Annotated in this window: 10 protein-coding genes and 3 rRNA genes; 8 read left to right on the top strand and 5 right to left on the bottom strand. The window is 62.8% G+C overall.

What is annotated here, in order from left to right:
* Positions 1-29 precede the first annotated feature (29 nt).
* On the bottom strand, positions 30-2,648 hold the full coding sequence (gene glgP / locus QFZ70_RS14270; RefSeq protein WP_307096541.1) for an alpha-glucan family phosphorylase: 2,619 nt from the start codon (positions 2,646-2,648) through the stop codon (positions 30-32).
* A 153-nt stretch (positions 2,649-2,801) separates the two neighbouring features.
* On the opposite strand from glgP, the gene QFZ70_RS14265 reads away from it, so the two are divergent.
* The 7 genes from QFZ70_RS14265 to QFZ70_RS14235 all read left to right on the top strand — a co-directional run bounded on the left by QFZ70_RS14265 (position 2,802) and on the right by QFZ70_RS14235 (position 16,984).
* Positions 2,802-4,883, top strand: a complete 2,082-nt coding sequence (locus tag QFZ70_RS14265; protein ID WP_307096540.1) for an alpha-1,4-glucan--maltose-1-phosphate maltosyltransferase — start codon at positions 2,802-2,804, stop codon at positions 4,881-4,883.
* Positions 4,880-6,676 (top strand): maltose alpha-D-glucosyltransferase, encoded by a 1,797-nt coding sequence (gene treS, locus QFZ70_RS14260; RefSeq protein WP_307096538.1) that lies wholly within the window; start codon positions 4,880-4,882, stop codon positions 6,674-6,676. The genes QFZ70_RS14265 and treS overlap by 4 nt, the downstream gene beginning before the upstream one ends.
* 1 nt (position 6,677) lies before the next feature.
* On the top strand, positions 6,678-10,376 hold the full coding sequence (locus QFZ70_RS14255; protein WP_307096536.1) for a 1,4-alpha-glucan branching enzyme: 3,699 nt from the start codon (positions 6,678-6,680) through the stop codon (positions 10,374-10,376).
* 478 nt (positions 10,377-10,854) lie between these two features.
* Positions 10,855-12,379: ribosomal RNA gene (locus tag QFZ70_RS14250) — 16S ribosomal RNA — on the top strand.
* Between the two features lie 493 nt (positions 12,380-12,872).
* A 23S ribosomal RNA gene (locus QFZ70_RS14245) occupies positions 12,873-15,999 on the top strand.
* A gap of 228 nt (positions 16,000-16,227) precedes the next feature.
* Positions 16,228-16,344: ribosomal RNA gene (rrf, locus tag QFZ70_RS14240) — 5S ribosomal RNA — on the top strand.
* Together the 16S, 23S and 5S rRNA genes form the textbook arrangement of a ribosomal RNA operon.
* Before the next feature lie 133 nt (positions 16,345-16,477).
* Positions 16,478-16,984 carry a hypothetical protein gene (locus QFZ70_RS14235; RefSeq protein ID WP_307096534.1) on the top strand — a complete coding sequence of 169 codons (507 nt, stop codon included), beginning with the start codon at positions 16,478-16,480 and terminating at the stop codon, positions 16,982-16,984.
* Between the two features lie 28 nt (positions 16,985-17,012).
* Here the strand turns inward: QFZ70_RS14235 and QFZ70_RS14230 are convergent, their stop codons facing one another.
* Both QFZ70_RS14230 and QFZ70_RS14225 read right to left on the bottom strand, forming a co-directional pair.
* Positions 17,013-18,065: a LacI family DNA-binding transcriptional regulator gene (locus QFZ70_RS14230; protein WP_307096533.1), complete on the bottom strand. Its 1,053-nt coding sequence runs from the start codon at positions 18,063-18,065 to the stop codon at positions 17,013-17,015.
* Positions 18,066-18,067: 2 nt separating this feature from the next.
* Positions 18,068-19,813 (bottom strand): glycoside hydrolase family 13 protein, encoded by a 1,746-nt coding sequence (locus QFZ70_RS14225; RefSeq protein WP_307096531.1) that lies wholly within the window; start codon positions 19,811-19,813, stop codon positions 18,068-18,070.
* A 216-nt stretch (positions 19,814-20,029) separates the two neighbouring features.
* On the opposite strand from QFZ70_RS14225, the gene QFZ70_RS14220 reads away from it, so the two are divergent.
* Entirely contained in the window at positions 20,030-21,400 is a 1,371-nt protein-coding gene (locus QFZ70_RS14220) for an FAD-binding oxidoreductase (RefSeq protein ID WP_307096529.1), read from the top strand.
* A 2-nt stretch (positions 21,401-21,402) separates the two neighbouring features.
* Here the strand turns inward: QFZ70_RS14220 and QFZ70_RS14215 are convergent, their stop codons facing one another.
* The gene (locus QFZ70_RS14215) at positions 21,403-22,821 is read right to left on the bottom strand and encodes a DUF4032 domain-containing protein (RefSeq protein ID WP_307096527.1); all 1,419 of its coding nucleotides are present in this window, start codon (positions 22,819-22,821) and stop codon (positions 21,403-21,405) included.
* Between the two features lie 163 nt (positions 22,822-22,984).
* The gene (locus tag QFZ70_RS14210) at positions 22,985-24,067 is read right to left on the bottom strand and encodes an ABC transporter ATP-binding protein (RefSeq protein WP_142043703.1); all 1,083 of its coding nucleotides are present in this window, start codon (positions 24,065-24,067) and stop codon (positions 22,985-22,987) included.
* Positions 24,068-24,110: the final 43 nt, after the last annotated feature.

Below are 24,110 nucleotides of genomic sequence, written 5' to 3'. Positions count from 1 at the left end.
TCCTCCTGCAGTGGTTCGGGCCCTGCCTGTTATGCGTTGACGATCAGGCCCAGCTCGGCTTTCGACGCCAGCGCATCATGCTTCGGCAGCACGCGGACGGTGTAGCCGAAGGACCCCGAGCGGTCGATCACCAGGGAGCCGCTGAACAGGTGGCGGCCGCTGCCCAGGTCTTCCTGGACCTTCAGTTCCACCACGGTGATGTCCGTGAGGGTGTCGCTTTCCTCCGCCCGGCCGTAGGCCACCTCCACGCTGACGTCATCAGGGGTGAGGCTGTTCAGCGCCACGTAGGCGTTCACCTGGAGCGTGTCGCCGATCTGCGGATCCTCGGAGACTCCCACCGAGTCCACATGCTCCACGTGCACCTGCGGCCACGCGGTACGGACCTTTGCCGTCCACGCTGCAAGCAGCCGGGCCTGGGAGTAGGAGTTGGCGCCGGCGCTCCGGCCCGCCTCCGCTGCCGGACGGTAGAGGATGTTCACGTAGTCGCGCAGCATGCGCTCGGCCGAAACCGCCGGGCCGAGGTGCGAAAGGGTGTGCTTGATCATGGACACCCAGTGCGTGGGCACCTTCTCCGTGCCCGACGTCGACGGACCCGCAGCTCCGGCTCCTTCCGAAACGGTGCTGCCATAGAACCGCGGGGCGACCTGCGTCTCAAGGAGCTCGTAGAGCGCGGCGGCCTCGATGTCGTCGCGTTCATCGGGGGATGCGTCGTTATTGGCCGTGGGAATAGCCCAGCCGTTCTCGCCGTCGTACATCTCATCCCACCAGCCGTCCAGGACGGACAGGTTCAGCGAACCGTTAAGCGCGGCCTTCATGCCGGACGTTCCGCAGGCCTCAAGCGGCCGGAGCGGGTTGTTCAGCCACACGTCGCAGCCCGGGAACAGCGTCCGCGCCATCGCGATGTCGTAGTTGGGCAGGAAGACGATGCGGTGGCGGACCTCCGGGTCGTCGGTGAAGCGGACCAGGTCCTGGATCATCTTCTTTCCGGCGTCGTCCGCAGGGTGGGACTTGCCGGCAATCACCAGCTGGATCGGATGCTCCTTGTGCAGGAGGAGTGCCTTGAGCCGGTCCGGCTCGCGCAGCATCAGGGTGAGGCGCTTGTAGGTGGGCACACGGCGCGCGAACCCGATGGTGAGCACGTCCGGGTCCAGCACCTTGTCCGTCCAGCGCAGCTCGGCATCGGCCGCGCCGCGTTTCTTCCACGCCGCCCGCAGCCTGCGGCGGACGTCGTCAACCAGGGCGCTCCTCATCTCGCGGCGCAGCTCCCACACATCGGCGTCGCTGACGTTATAGGCAAGGTCCCAGCGGCCGTTCGCTTCAGCTTCGCTGCCGAACTGCTCCCGGGCGAGCCGGGAGATGCGGCTGTCCACCCAGGTGGGCACGTGCACACCGTTGGTCACGGAGGTGATGGGCACTTCCGAATGGTCGAAGCCGGGCCACAGCGCGGAGAACATCCCGCGGGACACTTCGCCGTGCAGCTTGGCCACGCCGTTTGCCCGCTGCGCCAGCCGCAGGCCCATCACGGCCATGTTGAACACGGAGGGGTTGCCGGCGGCGTAATTCTCGCGGCCCAGCTCCAGGATCCTGTCCACGGGCACAGCCGGGGCGAGCCCCGCCTGGAAGAAATGGTGGATCTGGGAGATCTCAAACCTGTCGATGCCGGCAGGCACCGGGGTGTGCGTGGTGAAAACGGTGGAGGCACGGCCTGCGGCCAAAGCCTCATCGAACGTCAAGGCCTCGTCCCCGGACATCAGCTCCTGGATGCGTTCGATGCCCAGGAAACCTGCGTGGCCTTCATTGGTGTGGAACACCTCCGGAGCGCCTGTGCCGGTGAGCTTCTGGAAAGCACGCAACGCCTTGACCCCGCCCATACCGAGCAGCAGTTCCTGCTGCAGCCGGTGGTCTCCGCCGCCGCCGTAGAGACGGTCCGTGATGCTGCGCGCGGCTTCGTCGTTGCCCGGGACGTTCGAGTCCAGGAGCAGCAGCGGGACGCGTCCGACGTCGGCGCGCCAGATGTGTGCCAGCAGCCGGCGGTTGTTGGGGAGCGGCAGGGAGATCTGCAGCGGCCGGCCGTTGCCGTCGCCGGAAGGCTCGCGGAGCAGGGTGAGCGGCAGGCCGTCCGGATCCAGGACCGGGTAGGTTTCCTGCTGCCAGGCGTCCCGGGACAGCGACTGCTTGAAGTATCCGGCCTGGTAGAGCAGGCCCACTCCAATCAGGGGCACGCCCAGGTCCGAGGCCGCCTTGAGGTGGTCGCCGGCCAGGATCCCCAGGCCGCCGGAGTACTGCGGGAGGACCTCGGTGATACCGAATTCGGGGGAGAAGTAGGCAATTGACGCCGGTGCGTCCGGGCCCAGGCTTTGGTACCAGCGGGGCTCCTCCAGGTACCGGTCAAGGTCCTCCTCTGCGGCGCGGACCCGTTCCACCACGGATTGGTTCGAGGCAAGCTGCTGGAATTCTTCCCGGCTTACCAAACCCAGGAAACCGACAGGGTCCTCACCGCTCTCCACCCAGAGCCGCGGGTTCAGCCCGGCGAAAAGCTCGCGCGTTGGGCGGTGCCAGGACCAGCGCAAATTACTTGCCAGCCGGACCAGCGGCCGGATGGGTTCGGGGAGGACTGTACGGACCGTAAACCTGCGGATTGCCTTCACCTGCGTCACACTAACGGACAACATCGGCAGCTGGAACCAGGATTGCGTGTCTTTTGGGTAAATGACCCTCGGCGTCTGGGAAATGACACGGGTCACAACGAAATTAGTGCGCAGGCTTAGCAATCCTGCGCATTTCTCGCTAACGTCGAGCCTGTGACGACTAACTCAGGAACCATTGCCGCATCAGAGAAAAAGCCGCAGGGCCCCATCACGGACGGCCTCCGGTTTGGACGTTTCCCCATCACGGCCGTGCAGCCGGTGGTGGAGGGTGGAAAGTTTCCCGCCAAGGCCCTGCCTGGCGAGGGAATCGTGGTGGGCGCCACCGCGTTCCGGGAAGGGCATGACCAGCTTGGGGTCAGTGCCGTGCTCCTGGATCCGGAGGGCAACGAACGCCAGCGCGTCAGGCTCGCCCCGCCCCGCGGGGAACGCGGTATGGGAACGGACCGCTGGGAAGGCGTCCTCACGCCGTCGGACACTGGCAACTGGTCCTTCGTCATTGAAGCCTGGCACGACCGCTACGGCACCTGGCACCACAACGCCGAGGTGAAGGTGGAGGCCGGCATCGACGTTGAGCTGATGCTCGCCGAGGGTGCCGCGTTGCTCCGTGAAGCGTCCGACGACGGCTCCCGCAGCGAGTGGGACAGGGGCGTCCTCCGCGGCGCCGCGGACAGGCTGGCCGACACGTCCCTCAGCACCGAGGAGCGGCTCGGGGCCGGATTCAGCCACGAAGTGGCCGGGGTCGTCGCGCACCAGCCGATCCGCGAACTCGTCACCGTCTCCCAGCAGTACCCGCTCCTGGTGGAGCGGGACCTGGCCGGCCGGGGCGCCTGGTACGAGTTCTTCCCCCGCTCTGAAGGTGCAGTCCTGGACCACAACACGGGCACCTGGACCTCAGGAAACTTCCGCACCGCCGCGCAACGGCTCGACGCCGTCGCCGCCATGGGCTTCGACGTCCTTTACATGCCGCCCATCCACCCCATCGGTGTCCAGCACCGCAAGGGACCCAACAACACCCTGATCGCCGGCCCGAACGATCCCGGCTCGCCGTGGGCGATCGGCGCCAAGGAGGGCGGCCACGACGCCATCCACCCTGACCTTGGAACTTTTGACGACTTTGACGCCTTTGTGGCACGGGCCAATGAACTGGGCCTGGAAGTGGCTTTGGACCTGGCCCTGCAGGCTGCCCCGGACCATCCCTGGGTCCAGTCGAATCCCGAGTGGTTCACTACCCGGGTGGACGGCAGCATCGCCTATGCGGAAAACCCGCCCAAGAAGTACCAGGACATTTATCCGCTCAATTTCGATAACGACCCCGAGGGGCTCTCCAACGAAATTCTCCGCATTGTCCTGCTCTGGGTCAGCCACGGCGTAAAGATTTTCCGCGTGGATAACCCGCATACCAAACCCGTGTGGTTCTGGGAATGGCTCATTGCGCAGGTTAATAAGGAAGTTCCCGGAGTCGTCTTCCTCGCCGAGGCCTTCACCCGCCCGGCCATGATGCACGCGCTGGGCCGCGCAGGCTTCCAGCAGTCCTACACCTACTTCACGTGGCGCAACACCAAAAAGGAAATTGAGCAGTACTTCCACGAGGTCAGCCACGAGTCGCCGGCCTTCTTCCGGCCCAACTTCTTTGTGAACACCCCGGACATCCTCACCGAATACCTTCAGTTCGGCGGGCCCGCGGCGTTTAAGATCAGGGCAGCCCTGGCCGCCACGGCAAGCCCGCTGTGGGGCGTTTACGCGGGCTACGAACTGTACGAACATGTTGCCCGGCCAGGGGCCGAGGAGTACATCGACAACGAGAAGTTCGAATACAAGGCACGGGACTGGGACGCAGCAGCGCAGTCCGGGCGGACCCTCGCCCCCTACATCACCAGGCTGAACGAATTGCGGCACACCCACCCGGCGCTGCAGGACCTGCAGAACCTGACGGTGCACCACAGCACTGACGATTCGACGGTTGTGTACTCCAAGCACAAAACCCTCGCCGACGGATCCAAGGACACCATCATTGTGGTGGTCAACGTCGATCCGCACGTCACCAAGGAATGCAGTGTTGCACTGGACCTGGCTGCGCTCGAGCTGGACCCCCAGGACCTCACTGCGAACGGCGGCTTCCACGTTGACGACCTCATCTCCGGTGAAAGCTGGGAGTGGGGCGAGTTCAACTACGTCCGCCTGGATCCGCACGTTGAGCCCGCACACATCCTGAGCGTGAGGAGAACTCATCAGTGAGTTTCAACCCGCAAAGTTCGGGCCAGCATTTCACACCGAAGGGCACCTTCGAACTGAATGCGCCGGGCCTGCAGCACGATCCGCTGTGGTACCGGAAAGCCGTTTTCTACGAGGTCCTCGTCAGAGCTTTTGCGGATGCCAACGGTGACGGCTCGGGAGACTTCTCGGGCCTCATCGACAGGCTTGACTACCTGCAGTGGCTGGGGGTGGACTGCCTCTGGCTGCCGCCGTTCTTCCAGTCGCCGCTGCGCGACGGGGGTTATGACATCTCCGACTACAACTCGGTCCTGGATGAATTCGGTACCATCACCGACTTCAAGCGGCTGGTTGCCGAGGCGCATGCCAGGGGAGTGCGGGTCATCATCGACCTGCCCCTGAACCACACCTCCGACCAGCACCCCTGGTTCCAGGAGTCGCGGAAGGACCGGGACGGGCCCTTCGGCGACTTCTACGTCTGGAGCGACACGGACGAGAAGTACCAGGACGCCCGCATCATCTTCGTGGACACCGAGGAATCGAACTGGACCTTCGACCCGATCCGCCGGCAGTTTTTCTGGCACCGGTTCTTCAGCCACCAGCCTGACCTGAATTTTGAGAACCCCAAGGTCATCGACGCCCTCTTCGACGTGGTGCGGTTCTGGCTGGACCAGGGCATCGACGGGTTCCGTGCCGATGCCATCCCCTACCTCTTCGAGGAGGAGGGAACCAACTGCGAGAACCTGCCCGCCACGCATGACTTCCTCCGGAAGCTCCGCGCCATGGTGGACGAAAGCTACCCCGGCCGCGTGATCATTGCCGAAGCCAACCAGCCGCCCAATGAGGTGGTGGAGTACTTCGGGACGGACGAGGCACCTGAGTGCCACATGGCCTTCCACTTCCCGATCATGCCCCGGCTGTACTACGCGCTCCGGGACCAAAAGGCCGCGCCCATCATCGAGACGATGCAGGACACCCCTGACATTCCCGACGGCGCCCAGTGGGGCACGTTCCTGCGCAACCATGACGAGCTCACCCTTGAGATGGTGACCGCTGACGAGCGCGCAGCGATGCTGGGCTGGTATGCGCCGGATCCCCGCATGCGTGCGAACATCGGCATCCGACGCCGGCTCGCGCCCCTGCTGGATAACTCGCGGGCTGAAATTGAACTCATCAATGCCCTGCTGCTGTCGCTACCGGGCAGCCCGTTCCTTTACTACGGGGACGAGATCGGCATGGGGGACAACATCTGGCTTGAGGACCGGGACGCGGTCCGGACCCCCATGCAGTGGAACCCCGACCGGAACGCAGGCTTCTCCAATGCGGACCCCGGAAAGCTCTACCTGCCGGTCATCCAGTCGCTGGTTTACAGCTACAACATGGCAAACGTCGAAGCCGAGGCCGCCCACTCGGGATCCCTGCTCCGCTGGACGCGGCAGATCCTCAGCGTGCGCAGGAACCATCCCGCTTTCGGCCTCGGTGCCTTCAAGCATGTCGAGGCCGACCACGACGCCGTGCTGGCTTACCTCCGTGAGTTGCCCAACGGCAACTCGGCGGGGGTGGACGGCGAATCCATTCTGTGTGCTTTCAACCTCTCGCAGCATCCAGTGGCCGCCAGGCTGCGCATCCCCGATTACAGCGGGCGCGGTCTCCGTGACGTGTTTGGCGGCCAGCCATTTCCTGGCATCAACGAGGACGGGACGCTGACGCTGACCCTGGGCAGCCACGATTTCTTCTGGCTGAGGATCAGGTCGACAGCTTCCAATCCTTCGTCCCCCTATACGCAGGCAATGCCGATCCTCTCGATTGAGAACTGACATGAACCAGCCCATCCTTACCCCCGCCCTGACCGCGCTGCTCCAGGAATGGCTTCCGAAGCAACGCTGGTTTCCCGTAAAGACGCCCGCTTTTGAGCTGTCCCAGGCCGGCAGCCTGGGGCTGGAGGATCCTTCCGGCCACGCCGGGCTCGCAGTGTTCCTCCTGAGAGTGACCACCAAGGGACCCGACGGCGGCCGCCGCACCGACGTGGTCCAGGTCCCGTTGAGCTTCAGGCCCGCGCCGGCGGCCGGCATGGAACGCGCGCTGGTGGGGGAGGCCGCGGGCACGGATCCCTCCAGGCCATGGGTCTACGACGCCGTGCACGATCCGGACTTTGTTGGCGGCTGGCTCGACCTGATGCGCGGCGAGGAAAAGGCGCCCAACGGCACCGCCACCGGGTTCCGCACCCGGGGAAACCACCGTCTTCCCACCGCCCGCGGAGTGGTCAAGGTCCTTTCGGGTGAGCAGTCCAACAGTTCAGTGATTGTGGACGACGGCGAGTCGGCCGCCATTGTGAAATTCTTCCGCGTCCTCTCGGATGGGACCAACCCCGAGGTCGAAGTAGGTGCCGCCCTTACCTCAGCGGGAACCACCGAAGTGCCAGCCACCCTGGGCTGGGTTCGGGGCGAATGGCTGAAGCAGGGCGGGCCCTCCTCCGACGGCCCGGGCTCCGGCTCGCGGTACGTCCAGGGGGAGCTGGCGGTAGCGCACGAGTTCCTGGCCGGCGGCCGGGATGCCTGGCGCCTGGCTGTTGACGCGGCCAGGTCCGGAACGGACTTTACGACCGAGGCCCGCGCCCTCGGCGCCGCCACGGCCACAGTCCACCGCCGGCTTGCTGAAGCGCTCGGGCAAACCGCGGAAGCAGAACCCGGAAAGGCGATTGCCCCTGCAGTAGCCCAGCGCGTCCGGCAGGCCTGGGCAGAAGCCGCCTCCGCCGTCGGCCCCTATGACGCAGCGCTGGACGATCTGCTGAACGGGCTCGACGCCGTGCCGACCGGTCCGCTCCAGCGGATCCACGGCGATCTTCACCTTGGCCAAATCCTTCAGGTCCCCGGACAGGCAGGAAACCCGCCGCGGTGGGCGATCCTCGACTTTGAAGGCGAACCGCTGCGCCCCATCGCGGAGCGGAACGTTCCCGATGTTCCCCTGCGGGACGTCGTGGGCATGCTGCGGTCCTTCGACTACGCGGCAGGAGCTGCCCAGCGCGAGCAGGAAGGCGCCCAGGTGCCGGCCTCCTGGGTTGATGACTGCGCCGAGGCGTTCCTCGCCGGTTATGCGGAGGTCACTCCGGGTACGGTCCACAGGGAATCGCGCCTGTTTGTGGCATTGTGGCTGGACAAGGCCCTGTACGAAGTAGTTTATGAAATGCGGAACAGGCCGGACTGGCTGGCGATCCCTGTGAACGCCTCCAGGCGACTCCTCAGCGGTAACGGCGCCGGCGACCAAGCCGGGGCAGCATCGGAAGGTAATGAAATGACAGGCTCAGCACGAACGGATCGTCCGGGGGTGCCCCTGCACGTGGATGCAGGCACTCTGGGCAAGATCGCGAACGGTGAACACCACGCACCCCATTCCATCCTGGGCGCGCACCTGGACGACTACGGGCACGTCACCATCCGAACCGTGAAGCATTTGGCCGAAGCCGTCACCGTCATCACCGCGGCCGGCGAATTCCCCATGGAACATGAAGCCCACGGCGTGTGGGTGGCCGTTCTGGAGCCGCTGCAGCAGGGGCACGTCCCGGATTACCGCCTGGCCGTTACCTACCCGGATGCTGAACCGGTCACCGTGGATGAGCCCTACCGCTACCTGCCCACCGTCGGCGAAGTTGACCTGCACCTCATCGGTGAAGGCCGGCACGAAAAACTCTGGGAAGTGCTGGGCGCCCATGTCCAGCACTACAAGTCGTCCCTGGGAGACGTTGACGGCGTCTCCTTTGCCGTCTGGGCGCCCAACGCGCAGGCTGTACGCGTCATCGGTGACTTCAACGCCTGGGACGGGCGCGAAAACTCGCTCCGCTCCCTCGGCTCCTCCGGCATATGGGAAGTTTTCATCCCCGGGGTTGTAGCAGGGGCATGCTACAAATTTGAAATCCGCACCAAGTCCGGCCACTGGGTGGAGAAGGCTGACCCGCTCGCCTTCGGAACCGAGGTTCCACCGCTGACGGCCTCACGGGTCGTTGAACCCTCCTACGCGTTCAAGGACGACGAATGGATGGAAGCCCGGGCCAAGCGGGATCCGCACAACTCGGCCATGAGCGTCTACGAAGTCCACCTCGGTTCATGGAAGCTAGGGCTCGGCTACCGGGAACTCGCCAAGGAACTGGTGGACTACGTCAAGTGGCTTGGCTTCACCCACGTGGAATTCATGCCGGTGGCGGAACACCCCTTCGGCGGATCGTGGGGCTACCAGGTCACCTCGTACTTCGCCCCTACCTCCCGGTTCGGCCACCCGGACGAATTCCGGTACCTGGTGGACGCACTCCACCAGGCCGGCATCGGAGTCCTGCTGGACTGGGTGCCCGCGCACTTCCCCAAGGACGCCTGGGCCCTGGCCCAGTTCGACGGCGAGCCGCTGTACGAGCACGCTGATCCGGCCCTTGGTGAGCACCCTGACTGGGGCACGCTGATCTTCGACTTCGGCCGCACCGAAGTCCGCAACTTCCTCGTGGCCAACGCACTCTACTGGCTGGACGAGTTCCACATTGACGGCCTGCGCGTGGATGCCGTCGCCTCCATGCTCTATCTGGACTACTCCCGCGAAGAGGGACAGTGGCGGCCCAACCGCTTCGGCGGCAGGGAAAACCTGGAAGCAATCTCCTTCCTCCAGGAAGTCAACGCCACCGTGTACAAGACGCATCCCGGTGCTGTGATGATCGCTGAAGAGTCAACCGCCTTCCCCGGCGTCACCGCGCCCACTGCCCACGGTGGCCTGGGCTTTGGCCTGAAGTGGAACATGGGCTGGATGCACGACTCCTTGAAGTACGCCTCCGAGGAGCCCATCAACCGCAAGTGGCACCACGGTACCGTGACGTTCTCCCTGGTTTACGCCTTCACCGAGAACTTCCTGCTCCCCATCAGCCATGACGAGGTAGTCCACGGCAAGGGCTCCATGCTCCGGAAGATGCCCGGCGACCGTTGGCAGCAGCTTGCCAACCTGCGTGCGTTCTTCGCCTACCAGTGGGCCCACCCGGGCAAGCAGCTCATCTTCATGGGTACAGAGTTCGGCCAGGAAGCGGAATGGTCCGAACAGCACGGGCTCGACTGGTGGCTCGCCGACATCCCCGCGCACAAGGGATTGCAGTTGCTGACCAAGGACCTCAACGAGCTCTACGCATCCACGCCGGCTCTCTACGCCCGCGATAACGAGCCCGGCGGCTTCCAGTGGATCAACGGGGGAGACGCAGACAACAACGTGCTGTCGTTCATCCGCTGGGACAAGGAAGGCAACCCTCTGGTCTGCGCCATCAACTTCTCCGGGGCGCCGCATGCCGGCTACACCCTGGGAGTGCCGGAGGCAGGTGCCTGGACGGAAGTGCTCAACACCGACGCCACGACCTACGGCGGCTCCGGCGTGCTGAACAACGGCGAGCTGAAGGCGACGGATGAGGGACAGGACGGACAGCCGGCCACCCTGAGCGTTACGCTGCCGCCGCTCGGTGCCGCGTACTTCAAGCCGGGACCATCAGCCGCGGGCTGATTGCTGCGGCAGTCCTTTTCGGGAAGGCCCGGAATCCTTGCGGTTCCGGGCCTTTTCGCGGCCGGCACCGGTTGCCCTGTGGGAGTCTCGAAGCCGGGTTGGCCATCTGGGAAGAGTGGTGGTAGAGTTTATTTCCGCGCTGCTCCACCGAGTCAGACGGAAAAACCGACAATCAAGCCTCACGGTGCAGATCGTCGCGGACGCCGGTTTGACAAGTGAGAAGCCAGCGGGTAAGTTTGAAAAGTTGCTCCGGAGCGATCCTTGACTTTGTTGTTGTGGTGGTGCCGGGTGTGTCTGTTGTTTGAGAACTCAATAGTGTGCCAAGTTTGTTGATACCAATTGTTTTAGTGATTGGTTGAATTGATCGGACTGCCCGCCCCTGTGGGTGGTCTGGTTTTTACAGCTGGTTTCAAATTTTTGCTGTCTGGTTGCTGCGTTATTTCCGTGGTTTCCGGGTGGTTTCTGTTTTTGTTTTACTTCAACGGAGAGTTTGATCCTGGCTCAGGATGAACGCTGGCGGCGTGCTTAACACATGCAAGTCGAACGATGATCTCCAGCTTGCTGGGGGGATTAGTGGCGAACGGGTGAGTAACACGTGAGTAACCTGCCCTTGACTCTGGGATAAGCCTGGGAAACTGGGTCTAATACCGGATATGACTCCTCATCGCATGGTGGGGGGTGGAAAGCTTTTTGTGGTTTTGGATGGACTCGCGGCCTATCAGCTTGTTGGTGAGGTAATGGCTCACCAAGGCGACGACGGGTAGCCGGCCTGAGAGGGTGACCGGCCACACTGGGACTGAGACACGGCCCAGACTCCTACGGGAGGCAGCAGTGGGGAATATTGCACAATGGGCGCAAGCCTGATGCAGCGACGCCGCGTGAGGGATGACGGCCTTCGGGTTGTAAACCTCTTTCAGTAGGGAAGAAGCGAAAGTGACGGTACCTGCAGAAGAAGCGCCGGCTAACTACGTGCCAGCAGCCGCGGTAATACGTAGGGCGCAAGCGTTATCCGGAATTATTGGGCGTAAAGAGCTCGTAGGCGGTTTGTCGCGTCTGCCGTGAAAGTCCGGGGCTCAACTCCGGATCTGCGGTGGGTACGGGCAGACTAGAGTGATGTAGGGGAGACTGGAATTCCTGGTGTAGCGGTGAAATGCGCAGATATCAGGAGGAACACCGATGGCGAAGGCAGGTCTCTGGGCATTAACTGACGCTGAGGAGCGAAAGCATGGGGAGCGAACAGGATTAGATACCCTGGTAGTCCATGCCGTAAACGTTGGGCACTAGGTGTGGGGGACATTCCACGTTTTCCGCGCCGTAGCTAACGCATTAAGTGCCCCGCCTGGGGAGTACGGCCGCAAGGCTAAAACTCAAAGGAATTGACGGGGGCCCGCACAAGCGGCGGAGCATGCGGATTAATTCGATGCAACGCGAAGAACCTTACCAAGGCTTGACATGAACCGGAAAGACCTGGAAACAGGTGCCCCGCTTGCGGTCGGTTTACAGGTGGTGCATGGTTGTCGTCAGCTCGTGTCGTGAGATGTTGGGTTAAGTCCCGCAACGAGCGCAACCCTCGTTCTATGTTGCCAGCACGTGATGGTGGGGACTCATAGGAGACTGCCGGGGTCAACTCGGAGGAAGGTGGGGACGACGTCAAATCATCATGCCCCTTATGTCTTGGGCTTCACGCATGCTACAATGGCCGGTACAAAGGGTTGCGATACTGTGAGGTGGAGCTAATCCCAAAAAGCCGGTCTCAGTTCGGATTGGGGTCTGCAACTCGACCCCATGAAGTCGGAGTCGCTAGTAATCGCAGATCAGCAACGCTGCGGTGAATACGTTCCCGGGCCTTGTACACACCGCCCGTCAAGTCACGAAAGTTGGTAACACCCGAAGCCGGTGGCCTAACCCCTTGTGGGAGGGAGCTGTCGAAGGTGGGACTGGCGATTGGGACTAAGTCGTAACAAGGTAGCCGTACCGGAAGGTGCGGCTGGATCACCTCCTTTCTAAGGAGCACCTACAAGCGCCGTCCTCATGTATGTGGGTGGTGGGGTTTGTCAGGAGTATATGCCCGTTGCGCAGACGTTTGTTCTGCGGCGGGTGCTCAAGGGTGGAATATCAATGAATAGGTGCCTGGTGGCGCGGTCTGGTGGTTAGTACGGGTTGATCTCCTTTGGGGGGTTGGTTCAGGAACGCTTGCTGGTCCGGGTTGTTGGGTGGTGTTTGGCACACTGTTGGGTCCTGAGGCAACAGGACCGGGTTTTTGCCCGGGACTTGTGTTTCTGGTTTTCCTGGCCGTACCGATCATGCACGTTTGTGTGTGGGGTGTGTGGTTTGGGGTTGTTGTTTGAGAACTACATAGTGGACGCGAGCATCTTTTATAAGAAGCAATTTCCAAGAATATGAACCTGGATCTGGCTGCGCTGTTGATGCCCTTTGGGGTGTTGGGGTGTGGTTGGTTTTCGTGGTTCTCTCGTGAAGTAGTTTTTTGATCTTTGTGGTCAAGTTTTTAAGAGCACACGGTGGATGCCTTGGCATTAGGAGCCGAAGAAGGACGTAGGAATCTGCGATAAGCCTGGGGGAGTCGATAACCGGACTGTGATCCCAGGGTGTCCGAATGGGGAAACCCCGCCAGGGGCGCGAGTCGCCTGGTGACCCGCATCTGAACACATAGGGTGCGTGGAGGGAACGCGGGGAAGTGAAACATCTCAGTACCCGCAGGAAGAGAAAACAATAGTGATTCCGTTAGTAGTGGCGAGCGAACGCGGATCAGGCTAAACCGTTCCATGTGTGATAGCCGGCGGGCGTTGCATGGTCGGGGTTGTGGGACTTTCCATACCAGTTCTGCCGGGCTGGTGGGGTGTGATGTGCAGGCATAGGTGAACGGTCTTGAAAGGCCGGCCAGAGAGGGTGTGAGCCCCGTAACCGAAATGTTGTGTACCGCCTGGATGAGTATCCCAAGTAGCACGGGGCCCGAGAAATCCCGTGTGAATCTGTCAGGACCACCTGATAAGCCTAAATACTCCCTAATGACCGATAGCGGACCAGTACCGTGAGGGAAAGGTGAAAAGTACCCCGGGAGGGGAGTGAAACAGTACCTGAAACCGTGTGCTTACAATCCGTCGGAGCCAGTCTGATTCTGGTGACGGCGTGCCTTTTGAAGAATGAGCCTGCGAGTTAGTGTTACGTCGCGAGGTTAACCCGTGTGGGGAAGCCGTAGCGAAAGCGAGTCTGAATAGGGCGTTGCAGTGGCGTGATCTAGACCCGAAGCGAAGTGATCTACCCATGGCCAGGTTGAAGCGACGGTAAGACGTCGTGGAGGACCGAACCCACTTCAGTTGAAAATGGAGGGGATGAGCTGTGGGTAGGGGTGAAAGGCCAATCAAACTTCGTGATAGCTGGTTCTCCCCGAAATGCATTTAGGTGCAGCGTTGCGTGTTTCTTACCGGAGGTAGAGCTACTGGATGGCTAATGGGCCCTACAAGGTTACTGACGTCAGCCAAACTCCGAATGCCGGTAAGTGAGAGCGCAGCAGTGAGACTGTGGGGGATAAGCTTCATAGTCGAGAGGGAAACAGCCCAGACCACCAACTAAGGCCCCTAAGCGTGTGCTAAGTGGGAAAGGATGTGGAGTTGCGAAGACAACCAGGAGGTTGGCTTAGAAGCAGCCATCCTTAAAAGAGTGCGTAATAGCTCACTGGTCAAGTGATTCCGCGCCGACAATGTAGCGGGGCTCAAGTACACCGCCGAAGTTGTGGCATTCAGATATTAGCTAAGCCCTTGTGGTTCAGGCGTCTGGATGGGTAGGGGAGCGTCGTGTGGGCAGTGAAGTCGCGGTGTAAACCAGCGGTGGAGCCTACACGAGTGAGAATGCAGGCATGAGTAGCGAAAGACGGGTGAGAAACCCGTCCGCCGAATGATCAAGGGTTCCAGGGTCAAGCTAATCTGCCCTGGGTAAGTCGGGACCTAAGGCGAGGCCGACAGGCGTAGTCGATGGACAACGGGTTGATATTCCCGTACCGGCGAAAAACCGCCCATGCTGAACAGGGGATACTAACTGCCCGAGACCTGCCCGATCACCCTTGTGGTGTGAGGGTTTTGGTGGAGCGCAGGACCTGATCCTGGGAGGCAAGCGTATTAACAGGTGTGACGCAGGAAGGTAGCCAAGCCGGGCGATGGTTGTCCCGGTCTAAGGATGTAGGGCGAACGGTAGGCAAATCCGCTGTTCATGATGCCTGAGATCTGATGGGACCCCCGTTTGGGGGGATTTGGTGATCCTATGCTGCCGAGAAAAGCATCGACGCGAGGTTTTAGCCGCCCGTACCCCAAACCGACACAGGTGATCAGGTAGAGAATACTAAGGCGATCGAGAGAATTATGGTTAAGGAACTCGGCAAAATGCCCCCGTAACTTCGGGAGAAGGGGGGCCCCAACCTTGAACACCACTTGCTGGTGGGAGGGGATCGGGGCCGCAGAGACCAGGGGGAAGCGACTGTTTACTAAAAACACAGGTCCGTGCGAAGTCGCAAGACGATGTATACGGACTGACTCCTGCCCGGTGCTGGAAGGTTAAGAGGACCGGTTAGCCGCAAGGCGAAGCTGAGAATTTAAGCCCCAGTAAACGGCGGTGGTAACTATAACCATCCTAAGGTAGCGAAATTCCTTGTCGGGTAAGTTCCGACCTGCACGAATGGAGTAACGACTTCCCCGCTGTCTCAACCATAAACTCGGCGAAATTGCAGTACGAGTAAAGATGCTCGTTACGCGCAGCAGGACGGAAAGACCCCGAGACCTTTACTATAGTTTGGTATTGGTGTTCGGAGTGGCTTGTGTAGGATAGGTGGGAGACGTTGAAGCCCGGACGCCAGTTCGGGTGGAGTCATCGTTGAAATACCACTCTGGTCACTTTGGACATCTAACTTCGGCCCGTAATCCGGGTCAGGGACAGTGCCTGATGGGTAGTTTAACTGGGGCGGTTGCCTCCTAAAAAGTAACGGAGGCGCCCAAAGGTTCCCTCAGCCTGGTTGGCAATCAGGTGTCGAGTGTAAGTGCACAAGGGAGCTTGACTGTGAGAGAGACATCTCGAGCAGGGACGAAAGTCGGGACTAGTGATCCGGCGGTACATTGTGGAATGGCCGTCGCTCAACGGATAAAAGGTACCTCGGGGATAACAGGCTGATCTTGCCCAAGAGTCCATATCGACGGCATGGTTTGGCACCTCGATGTCGGCTCGTCGCATCCTGGGGCTGGAGTAGGTCCCAAGGGTTGGGCTGTTCGCCCATTAAAGCGGTACGCGAGCTGGGTTTAGAACGTCGTGAGACAGTTCGGTCCCTATCCGCTGCGCGCGCAGGAAATTTGAGAAGGGCTGTCCTTAGTACGAGAGGACCGGGACGGACGAACCTCTGGTGTGTCAGTTGTACTGCCAAGTGCACCGCTGATTAGCTACGTTCGGATGGGATAACCGCTGAAAGCATCTAAGCGGGAAGCTCGCTTCAAGATGAGATTTCCATACACCTTGTGTGTGAGAGGCCCCCAGCCAGACCACTGGGTTGATAGGCCGGATGTGGAAGCGAGGACTAACGACTCGTGAAGCTGACCGGTACTAATAGGCCGATAACTTACACCACACACCACCCCCGCAAACCAATCCTTCAAAAGAGGTTTGCACCCAAGAGGGTGGTAAAAGATAAACAAGACTGCTTGCGTCCACTATGTGGTTCCCGAACAACAAACCCGTTGCTTGAGAACCGATAACTGAATAACAACACCACAGCTCCAACACACGGAGCGATGTTGTAACCAAAAATTTCCCACCCGCCCGGGCACGCCCCGGGGCCAGGGTGCGGAGCAAGGGTTACGGCGGTCATAGCGTGGGGGAAACGCCCGGTCCCATTCCGAACCCGGAAGCTAAGACCCACAGCGCCGATGGTACTGCACCCGGGAGGGTGTGGGAGAGTAGGTCACCGCCGGACATAAATTAGAGTAGGGCCCTGACACCACGTCAGGGCCCTACCACTTTAACCACCATGAGGCAGCGCAGCAGCGGCAGAAGCCAGCAGGTGAGCGGGCGTTGCAGGGCGGGCTGCGCGGGTAGAGTGGAGCACCATGAACAGCCTCTTCAGCCATGGCAGCGAACCGTTCGGAAGCGATGACAGGAGCTCATTCGAGCTCCTTGAGCCCGTCGTCAACACAGTGGTAGTGCCAGGAAGCGTGGCCCATGCCTTCGCGGGCTTCACCGACCACACGCACCTTTGGTGGCCCTTCGATACCCTCGGCGTGTACGGGACGGGATCCTATGTCGAGTTCGAGGAGAACCTCATCCTCGAAACCGCCGATGACGGCCGGACCAGCATCTGGGGGACGCTGGACGACTGGCAGCCGCCGCTGTCCTTTCACGCGACGTGGCACCCGGGCTCCAATGCGATGTGGTCCACCGAGCTGCTCGTGGCCTTTCGGGCAGTGGAGGAGGGCACGGAAGTACGCATCTTCCACGACGGCTGGGAAGGGGCCGAGAACCCGTCCGCAACCCGAGCCCAATACGTTGCCGCCTGGCCACTGATCCTTGCCAGGTATAGCCGCTTTATGGGCGTCCCGGGGGCCGGCGAGGCTTAGGCCTGACGCACGGCCGCAGGAAGGAAGGTCAGGGCCGCTTGCGGCCGGATTCGTCCGGCGGCACAGCTGTGCTGGTCCTGATGACGAACTCCGTCCGGAACTCCTGGTCGGCTCGCGGTGGTACCGGGCCGTCGTCGGATCCGCTCTTAGGCTCCAGTAACTGCAGCGCGGTCCTGGCGGCGAGGGCGCCCTGCCCGCGAGGGTCCTGATCGATGGTGGTCAGGCCGAAGGTCTCGCCCAGTTCGTGCCCGTCCATGCCTACCACCGAGAGATCCCGGGGAACCTGCAGGCCGAAGTCCCGGGCTGCCAGAATGGTGCCTACCGCCATCTCGTCGGAGGCGGCGAAGACACCCGTGGGGCGCTCCGTTGAAGCGCCCAACAGCCGGCGGGCAGCGGTGTAGGCGCCATGGACAGTGAAGTCGGCGGTGATCTGCCATTCCGGCCGGACCTGCAAGCCAGCGGCATCCATAGCCTGTTGGTAGCCTGCCTGCCGGATGCCCGGCAGCTTGAAGTCCTGATTCATGGCCGCATCGCCGGTGACATGGGCTATCCGGGTATGTCCCAGCCTGATGAGGTGGTCGGTGGCCATCCTGGCCAGACGCTCGTCGTCGATCCTGATCGTGGACGCTCCGGGCAGCGTGCCGCCAATGCCCACAATGGGGCGGTGGACAGCCAACAGCTGCTGGATCTCATCGTCGCTGAGCACCAGCGCCACGGCGATCACAGCGTCGAGACGCTTCCGGAGCAGGAAGTCGTTCAGCACGCTTTGCCGGCGCTCCGGCTGGTCGCCCACGTTGTAGAGCGTCAGGTCGAAACCGGCATCCAAAAGGGTGGCAGACGCACCCTCCAGCACTGAAGAGAAATACCAGCGGTGGATGGAGGGCACCACCAGGCCAATATTGTGGTTCCGCCCGGAGGCCAGGCTGGAGGCGTGATAGGACGGCACAAACCCCAGTTCCCCCGCCGCCTCCAGCGCGAGTTTCCGGCTCTTGGCGGAGACGTTTGATTTTCCGCTGAGCGCCCGTGAGACGGTTGCGACGGATAGACCCGCCTTGTCTGCGACGTCCTTTATGCCGGCCATGCTCAATTGGCGGAGGTGTCCGGTCCAATCCGGATCCAGGCGGTTTCGCCCGAAGCCAGCAGGCCGTCCCACCCGGAAGACTCCAGACCCGAAGACGCGCTGCGGACGAGGACCTGGCCCGCGGGCATTTCCAGCGGCTCGTGGTTGAGGTTCATAAGCACTAGCGTAGTGCCGTTGACGTACGCCAGGGACGACCCTGTGCACCAGTCCTCCGCCCATGCCAAGGATCCGCGGCCCAGGTCCAGTCCGCGGCGGATCTCCAGCATGTTCCGGTACAGGGACAGGTGCGACGACGGCAGGCCGGCCTGCAGGTCACGGGCCAATCCAGCGAAGGATGATGGCATCGGCAGCCAGGGGTCGTTGCCGGAGCCGAAGCCGAAGTGCGGTTCATCGGCCCGCCACGGCAAGGGAACGCGGCAACCGTCACGGCCCAGCCGTTGCCCGCCTGTCCGGGCGAAGGTGGGGTCCTGGCGCTGGTGCTCAGGGATGTCGATGCCGTCAGGCAGCCCAAGCTCCTCGCCCTGGTATAGATAAGCAGCCCCGGGCAGCCCCAGCATAAACAGCGAAGCGGCAGCAGCCCGGTGCCGGCCCAGCGCCGTGTCAGGTTGCGGATCGGCCAGGCCGATCCCGTCACCATCTCGTGGCCCTTGCCCGTTGTAGCCGAAGCGGGTGGCGTGGCGGACGACGTCGTGGTTGGAAAGCACCCAGGTGCTTGGAGCACCGACGGCACCCAAGACGGTGAGGGAATCCGTGATGACCGTCCGCAGACGGTTCACGTCCAAGCCTGCATGCAAGTACGGGAAGTTGAACGCCTGGTGCATCTCGTCGGACCTGACCCAGTGCGCAAGGCGGGGGAGGTCCACGCTGGCTTCTGCGCAGAGGATGCGGTCGGGGCCGTATAGGTCAAGGATTCGCCGCCAGGCACGGTAGATGTCGTGGATGGCCGGCTGGCCGAACATGGGTGCCTCGTGGCCCGGGAACCCGTCTGAACTTCCGCCGTCGGCCCGTCCTCCCCAGGCGGGGAGCCCCGGAGCCTTGACCAGCGCGTGAGCCACGTCCACGCGGAAACCGGAGACGCCCCGGTCCAGCCAGAACCGCAGAATCCGTTCGAACTCGATGTGGACGGCCGGGTTGTCCCAGTTGAAGTCGGGCTGGGAGGAATCAAAAAGGTGCAGGTACCACTGGTCAGGCTGGCCGTCGGGCCCGGTTACCCGGGTCCATGCGGGGCCGCCGAAGTGGGACTGCCAGTTGTTGGGCGGCTGGTGGCCTTCCGGACCTTCGCCGTCCCGGAAAATGAACATTTCCCGCTCAGGGCTTCCCGCCGGCGCCGCGAGGGCTGCCTGGAACAGCACGTGCTGGTCAGAGCAGTGGTTGGGCACGAGGTCCACGATCACGCGCAGTCCCAGCCGGTGGGATTCTGCCATCATGACGTCGAAGTCCCCGAGGGTGCCGAAGAGCGGGTCCACGTCGCAGTAGTCGCTGACGTCATAGCCGGCATCGCGCTGGGGGGAACGGTAGAAGGGCGACAGCCAAACGGCGTCGACCCCGAGCTCGGCCAGGTGCGGCAGTTCCTCCGTGATACCGGGAATGTCTCCCACGCCGTCGCCGTTGAGATCGCGGAACGAGCGCGGGTACACCTGGTAGATCACGGCCGAGCGCCACCAGCCGGGTTGGCTGTCCTCCGAGTGGATCAGGGTCAGCGGCCCGGTGTGGGGCGCGGTGGTGGGCGTCACAGTTTCGACAGACATGGAAGTAAGCTTAGCTTGTTCACAGCCAATCTTGGAAACGCTTCCATGCTTTTAGCGCGAGTAATGGCCCAGCGGGAATGCCTTATAGCAGTCCAGGACTGGAAGCGCTTGCAAAAGATCGCTCACCCTCGCACCGCCGCTGGGAGCTGCCCGCCCTCAAGCCGCAAGGCGCCGTCCTACACTGGTGGGACATGTGCGACGACGGATGGAGGCTTCGTGGGAAGCGTAGTTGAGGAACTGGAAACCACGCTGGCGGCCGGCCAGGTGGACCGGACGGAAGCAACCCTCAGCCGGTACGCGGTGGACCAGGCGCCCATCCTCGATTACCAGCTCCCGCTGGCAGTGGTGTTCCCGGAATCAGTGGCAGACGTACAGGCAGTGGTGAAAATCTGCGCTGCCGGCGCCGTGCCGATAGTGCCGCGGGGTGCCGGAACGGGAGTGTCCGGCGGCGCCCACGCCACCAAAGACTGCATCATCCTGTCCCTTGAGCGCATGGACAGGATCCTGCAACTGAATCCTGACGACGAAACGGCAGTGGTGGAACCGGGAGTTATCAACGCCGTCCTCAACGAGGCAGCAGCGGCGCATGGCCTGATGTATGCGCCGGACCCGGCCAGCTTCCGCAGCTCCACGATTGGCGGCAACGTGGCCACCAACGCGGGCGGCCTGCGGTGCGCCAAGTACGGAGTCACCAGGGACTCGGTCCTCGCGCTGGACGTAGTGCTGGCGGACGGCTCGCTCATCCATACCGGCCACCAGACCTTCAAGGGCGTGGCAGGCTATGACCTGACCGGACTGTTCGTCGGCTCGGAGGGAACGCTCGGCATCGTGGTAGGAGTGACGGTGCGCCTGAAGTACCTTCCCCGGGAAGTGCACACTGTTGCTGCCTTTTACCCGGACTTCCGTCTCGCCGCCGCAGGCGTACTGGCCGTGGGCAGGGCGCGGGTCCAGCCCGCCATTATGGAATTGCTCGACGGCGGTACGCTGGCCCAGCTGGACGAGATCCACGGCTCGGACCTTACGGCGCGCGGCCGGTCGCTGCTCCTGATCCAGACGGACGGCTTCGGCGCTGCCGCCGAGGCGGAAGTGGTCCGGGAAGTCCTGAAGGCCGGCGGGGCGACTGTCACCACCGAGGCCAGCACGGAGGCAGAACGGCTGGTGGAGCTTCGGCGCCACAGCCGGGGCGTGGAAGTCGACGACGAGTACCGGGTGGGAGAGGATGTCGCCGTGCCCCGCTCGAGCCTCGTTGACTATGTCGCTGCCCTTGAGGGCATGGCCGCCGGCAACGGTGTGAACCTGAAGGTGGTGGCACACGCCGGTGACGGCAACCTGCACCCCACCTTCTGGATAAACCGGAAGGAGAACAAGGCGGATCCGGGTGCAATGGCGCGGCTGCAGCAAGTACTGGACGAATCCATCACGGCAGCCCTGCAGATGGGTGGAACCATTACCGGGGAACACGGCGTAGGGCAGTACAAACTGCGGTGGCTGGGCCAGGAGCAGCCGGAACCGGTCCGGGAGCTCCAGCGCAGGATCAAGGAACTGTTCGATCCTGCCGGCATCCTGAATCCCGGGAAGGCGATTTAGCCTTAGTCGTCCGAGTCCGGGTACTCGTCGATCGACTCGTCGTCGCCGTAGCGTGACTCTTCCGTCTCCACTTCGAGGATCTTCAGCATCCCGGTGTCAGGGTTGAGCATGATCGCGGCCTCGTCCCGGCGGTGCCGGAGGATGGAGTCAATGTAGGACTGCACTGCTTCCGCCAGGGGGATGTGCCGCTCCTGCTTTTCGGACATGTACCAGCGGTGCTCCAGGACCTCGTGCACAACCTCAGCGGGCTCGAGCTTGCCGGAGAGGTCCCGTGGAATGGATCGGACGATCGGCTCGAAGATCTGGCTGACCCAGAGGTGCGCGCTGTACTCCTCATCCATGTCCGGATTGTTGTCCGCCCGGAAGGAGTCCATGTCGTTCAGGAGCCGGCGCGCCTGGTTCTCCTGCGCGTCGATACCCGTGAGCCGCAGCAGGCGACGCTGGTGGTGCCCGGCGTCCACCACCTTGGGCTGCAGCTGGATGGTGGACCCGTTCTGGGTGGTCTTGATGGCGTATTCCTCGACGTCGAACCCGAGTTCGTTGAGCCGGCGGATGCGGGCACTCACGCGCCAGCGTTCCCCCAGTTCGAAGGATTCCTTTTCGGTGAGCTCGGCCCACAGGCGGCGGTAGCTGTCCATGATCAGCTCGCTGGTGGCCACGGGGTCCACTTTTTCCTCGATGAGTCCGCCGTCCAGCAGGTCCATCAGTTCGCCTGCGATGTTCACCCGGGCAATTTCCAGGTCGTACTCGCGCTGGCCGGTGGACAGGTCCGGGTAGAGCTCACCGGTTTCCGCGTCCACCAAATAGGCCGCGAAGGCGCCGGCGTCGCGGCGGAACAGGGTGTTGGACAGCGAAACGTCACCCCAGTAGAAACCGATCAGGTGCAGCCGCACCATCAGCAGCGCCTGCGCGTCAATGAGGCGGGTGAGCGTGTCCTTGCGGAGCATCTGCGAGAACAGGGCACGGTACGGCATGGAGAACTTCAGGTGCCGGGTCACCAGCACCGGGTCCAGCGGACGCCCGTCCAGCGTGGTGCGGCCGGTGATTACGGCGACGGGCTCCACGCACGGAACGTCCAGCCGGGCCAGCTTGCGGAGCATGTGGTATTCATGCCGGGCGACGTGCTCGGAGGTTTCCTTGATGGCGATCACGGAGCCGCCGAGGTGGGCGAAGCGGACGATGTGCCGGGAGATGCCGCGGGGGAGTGCGGCCAGGTTCTCTGCCGGCCAGTCCTCCAGCGCGATGTGCCACGGCAGGTCGAGCAGTTCAGGGTCGGCCGCCGCTGCCGTGATGTTCAGGGAACTGGAGACCGAAGCGAGCTTGCCGTCGTCCGCGCTGGCAGCCACGAACCGGGGCAGTTTCCCCACCTGCGCATAGTCGGTGGGTTCATCGTGCCACTGGGCGCTGTATTCCTCGGTCATGAGCCAATTCTTCCGTACATAGGCGTGGCCAGCTAATTCTTCCGCCGCCGCAGTTAAAGGCCGACGGCGGCCGTCCAGTAAGGAGGGCCGCCGTCGCTAACCAGGGCCCACGCCGGCAGGGTTCCCTGGCCGAAGCGAAGCGAGGTTAGGGTACCGGTGGGGATCAGTCGCCCAGGCGCAGGCCGGTCTTGGTGTCGAACAGGTGCACGTGGCCCGACTGCGGACGGACGTAGATGGACTCGCCCTTCATTGGGGGGCGGCGGCCGTCGACGCGTGCCACGATGTCGTGGTCCTTGCCGTCAAGCGTGGTGTGGCCGTAGACGTAAGCGTCGGCACCGAGCTCCTCGACGACGTCGACCTCTACCTTCAGGCCTTCACCGTGCGGAGCGGTCTCGAGGTCCTCCGGGCGGGAGCCCAGGGTCACGGTGGAGCCGTGTGCCTCTTCGAGGACGGAGCGGGGTACCGGGTAAACAGTGCCGCCGAACTGTACGCCGCCGTCGACAACCGGCAGTTCGAGCAGGTTCATGGCGGGGGAGCCGATGAAGCCGGCAACGAAGACGTTCTTGGGCTTGTCGTAGAGGTTGCGCGGGGTGTCAACCTGCATCAGCAGGCCGTCCTTCAGCACAGCCACGCGGTCGCCCATGGTCATTGCCTCGACCTGGTCGTGCGTCACGTATACCGTGGTGACGCCCAGGCGGCGGGTCAGGGATGCGATCTGGGTGCGGGTCTGCACACGGAGCTTGGCGTCCAGGTTGGACAGCGGCTCATCCATGAGGAAGACCTGCGGGTTACGCACGATGGCGCGGCCCATGGCAACACGCTGGCGCTGACCGCCGGAGAGTGCCTTCGGCTTGCGGTCGAGGTAAGGCTCGAGGTCAAGGAGCTTGGCGGCTTCGCGGACGCGCTCGGCGCGCTCCTCCTTGGAAACGCCGGCGATCTTCAGTGCGAAGCCCATGTTGTCGGCAACAGTCATGTGGGGGTACAGCGCGTAGTTCTGGAAAACCATCGCGATGTCGCGGTCCTTCGGCGGAACGTCGGTGACGTCCCGGTCGCCAATGAGGATGCGGCCGGCGTTGACGTCCTCGAGCCCGGCGAGCATGCGCAGGGAGGTGGACTTGCCGCAACCGGAGGGTCCAACGAGGACCAGGAATTCGCCATCGGCGATGTCGATGTTGAGCTTATCGACGGCGGGCTTTTCTGTGCCCGGGTACAGACGCGTAGCGTTATCAAAAGTAACTGTAGCCACAGTTATCAATCCCTTCACCGGCAGGTACGTGCCGGACGATCCG

Origin of the sequence: Arthrobacter sp. V1I9 (assembly GCF_030817075.1) — a bacterium.
In the GTDB taxonomy this organism is placed as follows: Bacteria; Actinomycetota; Actinomycetes; order Actinomycetales; family Micrococcaceae; genus Arthrobacter.
The sequence above is the reverse complement of the archived record's forward strand: the minus strand, read 5'-3'. Positions and strand labels throughout refer to the sequence as shown.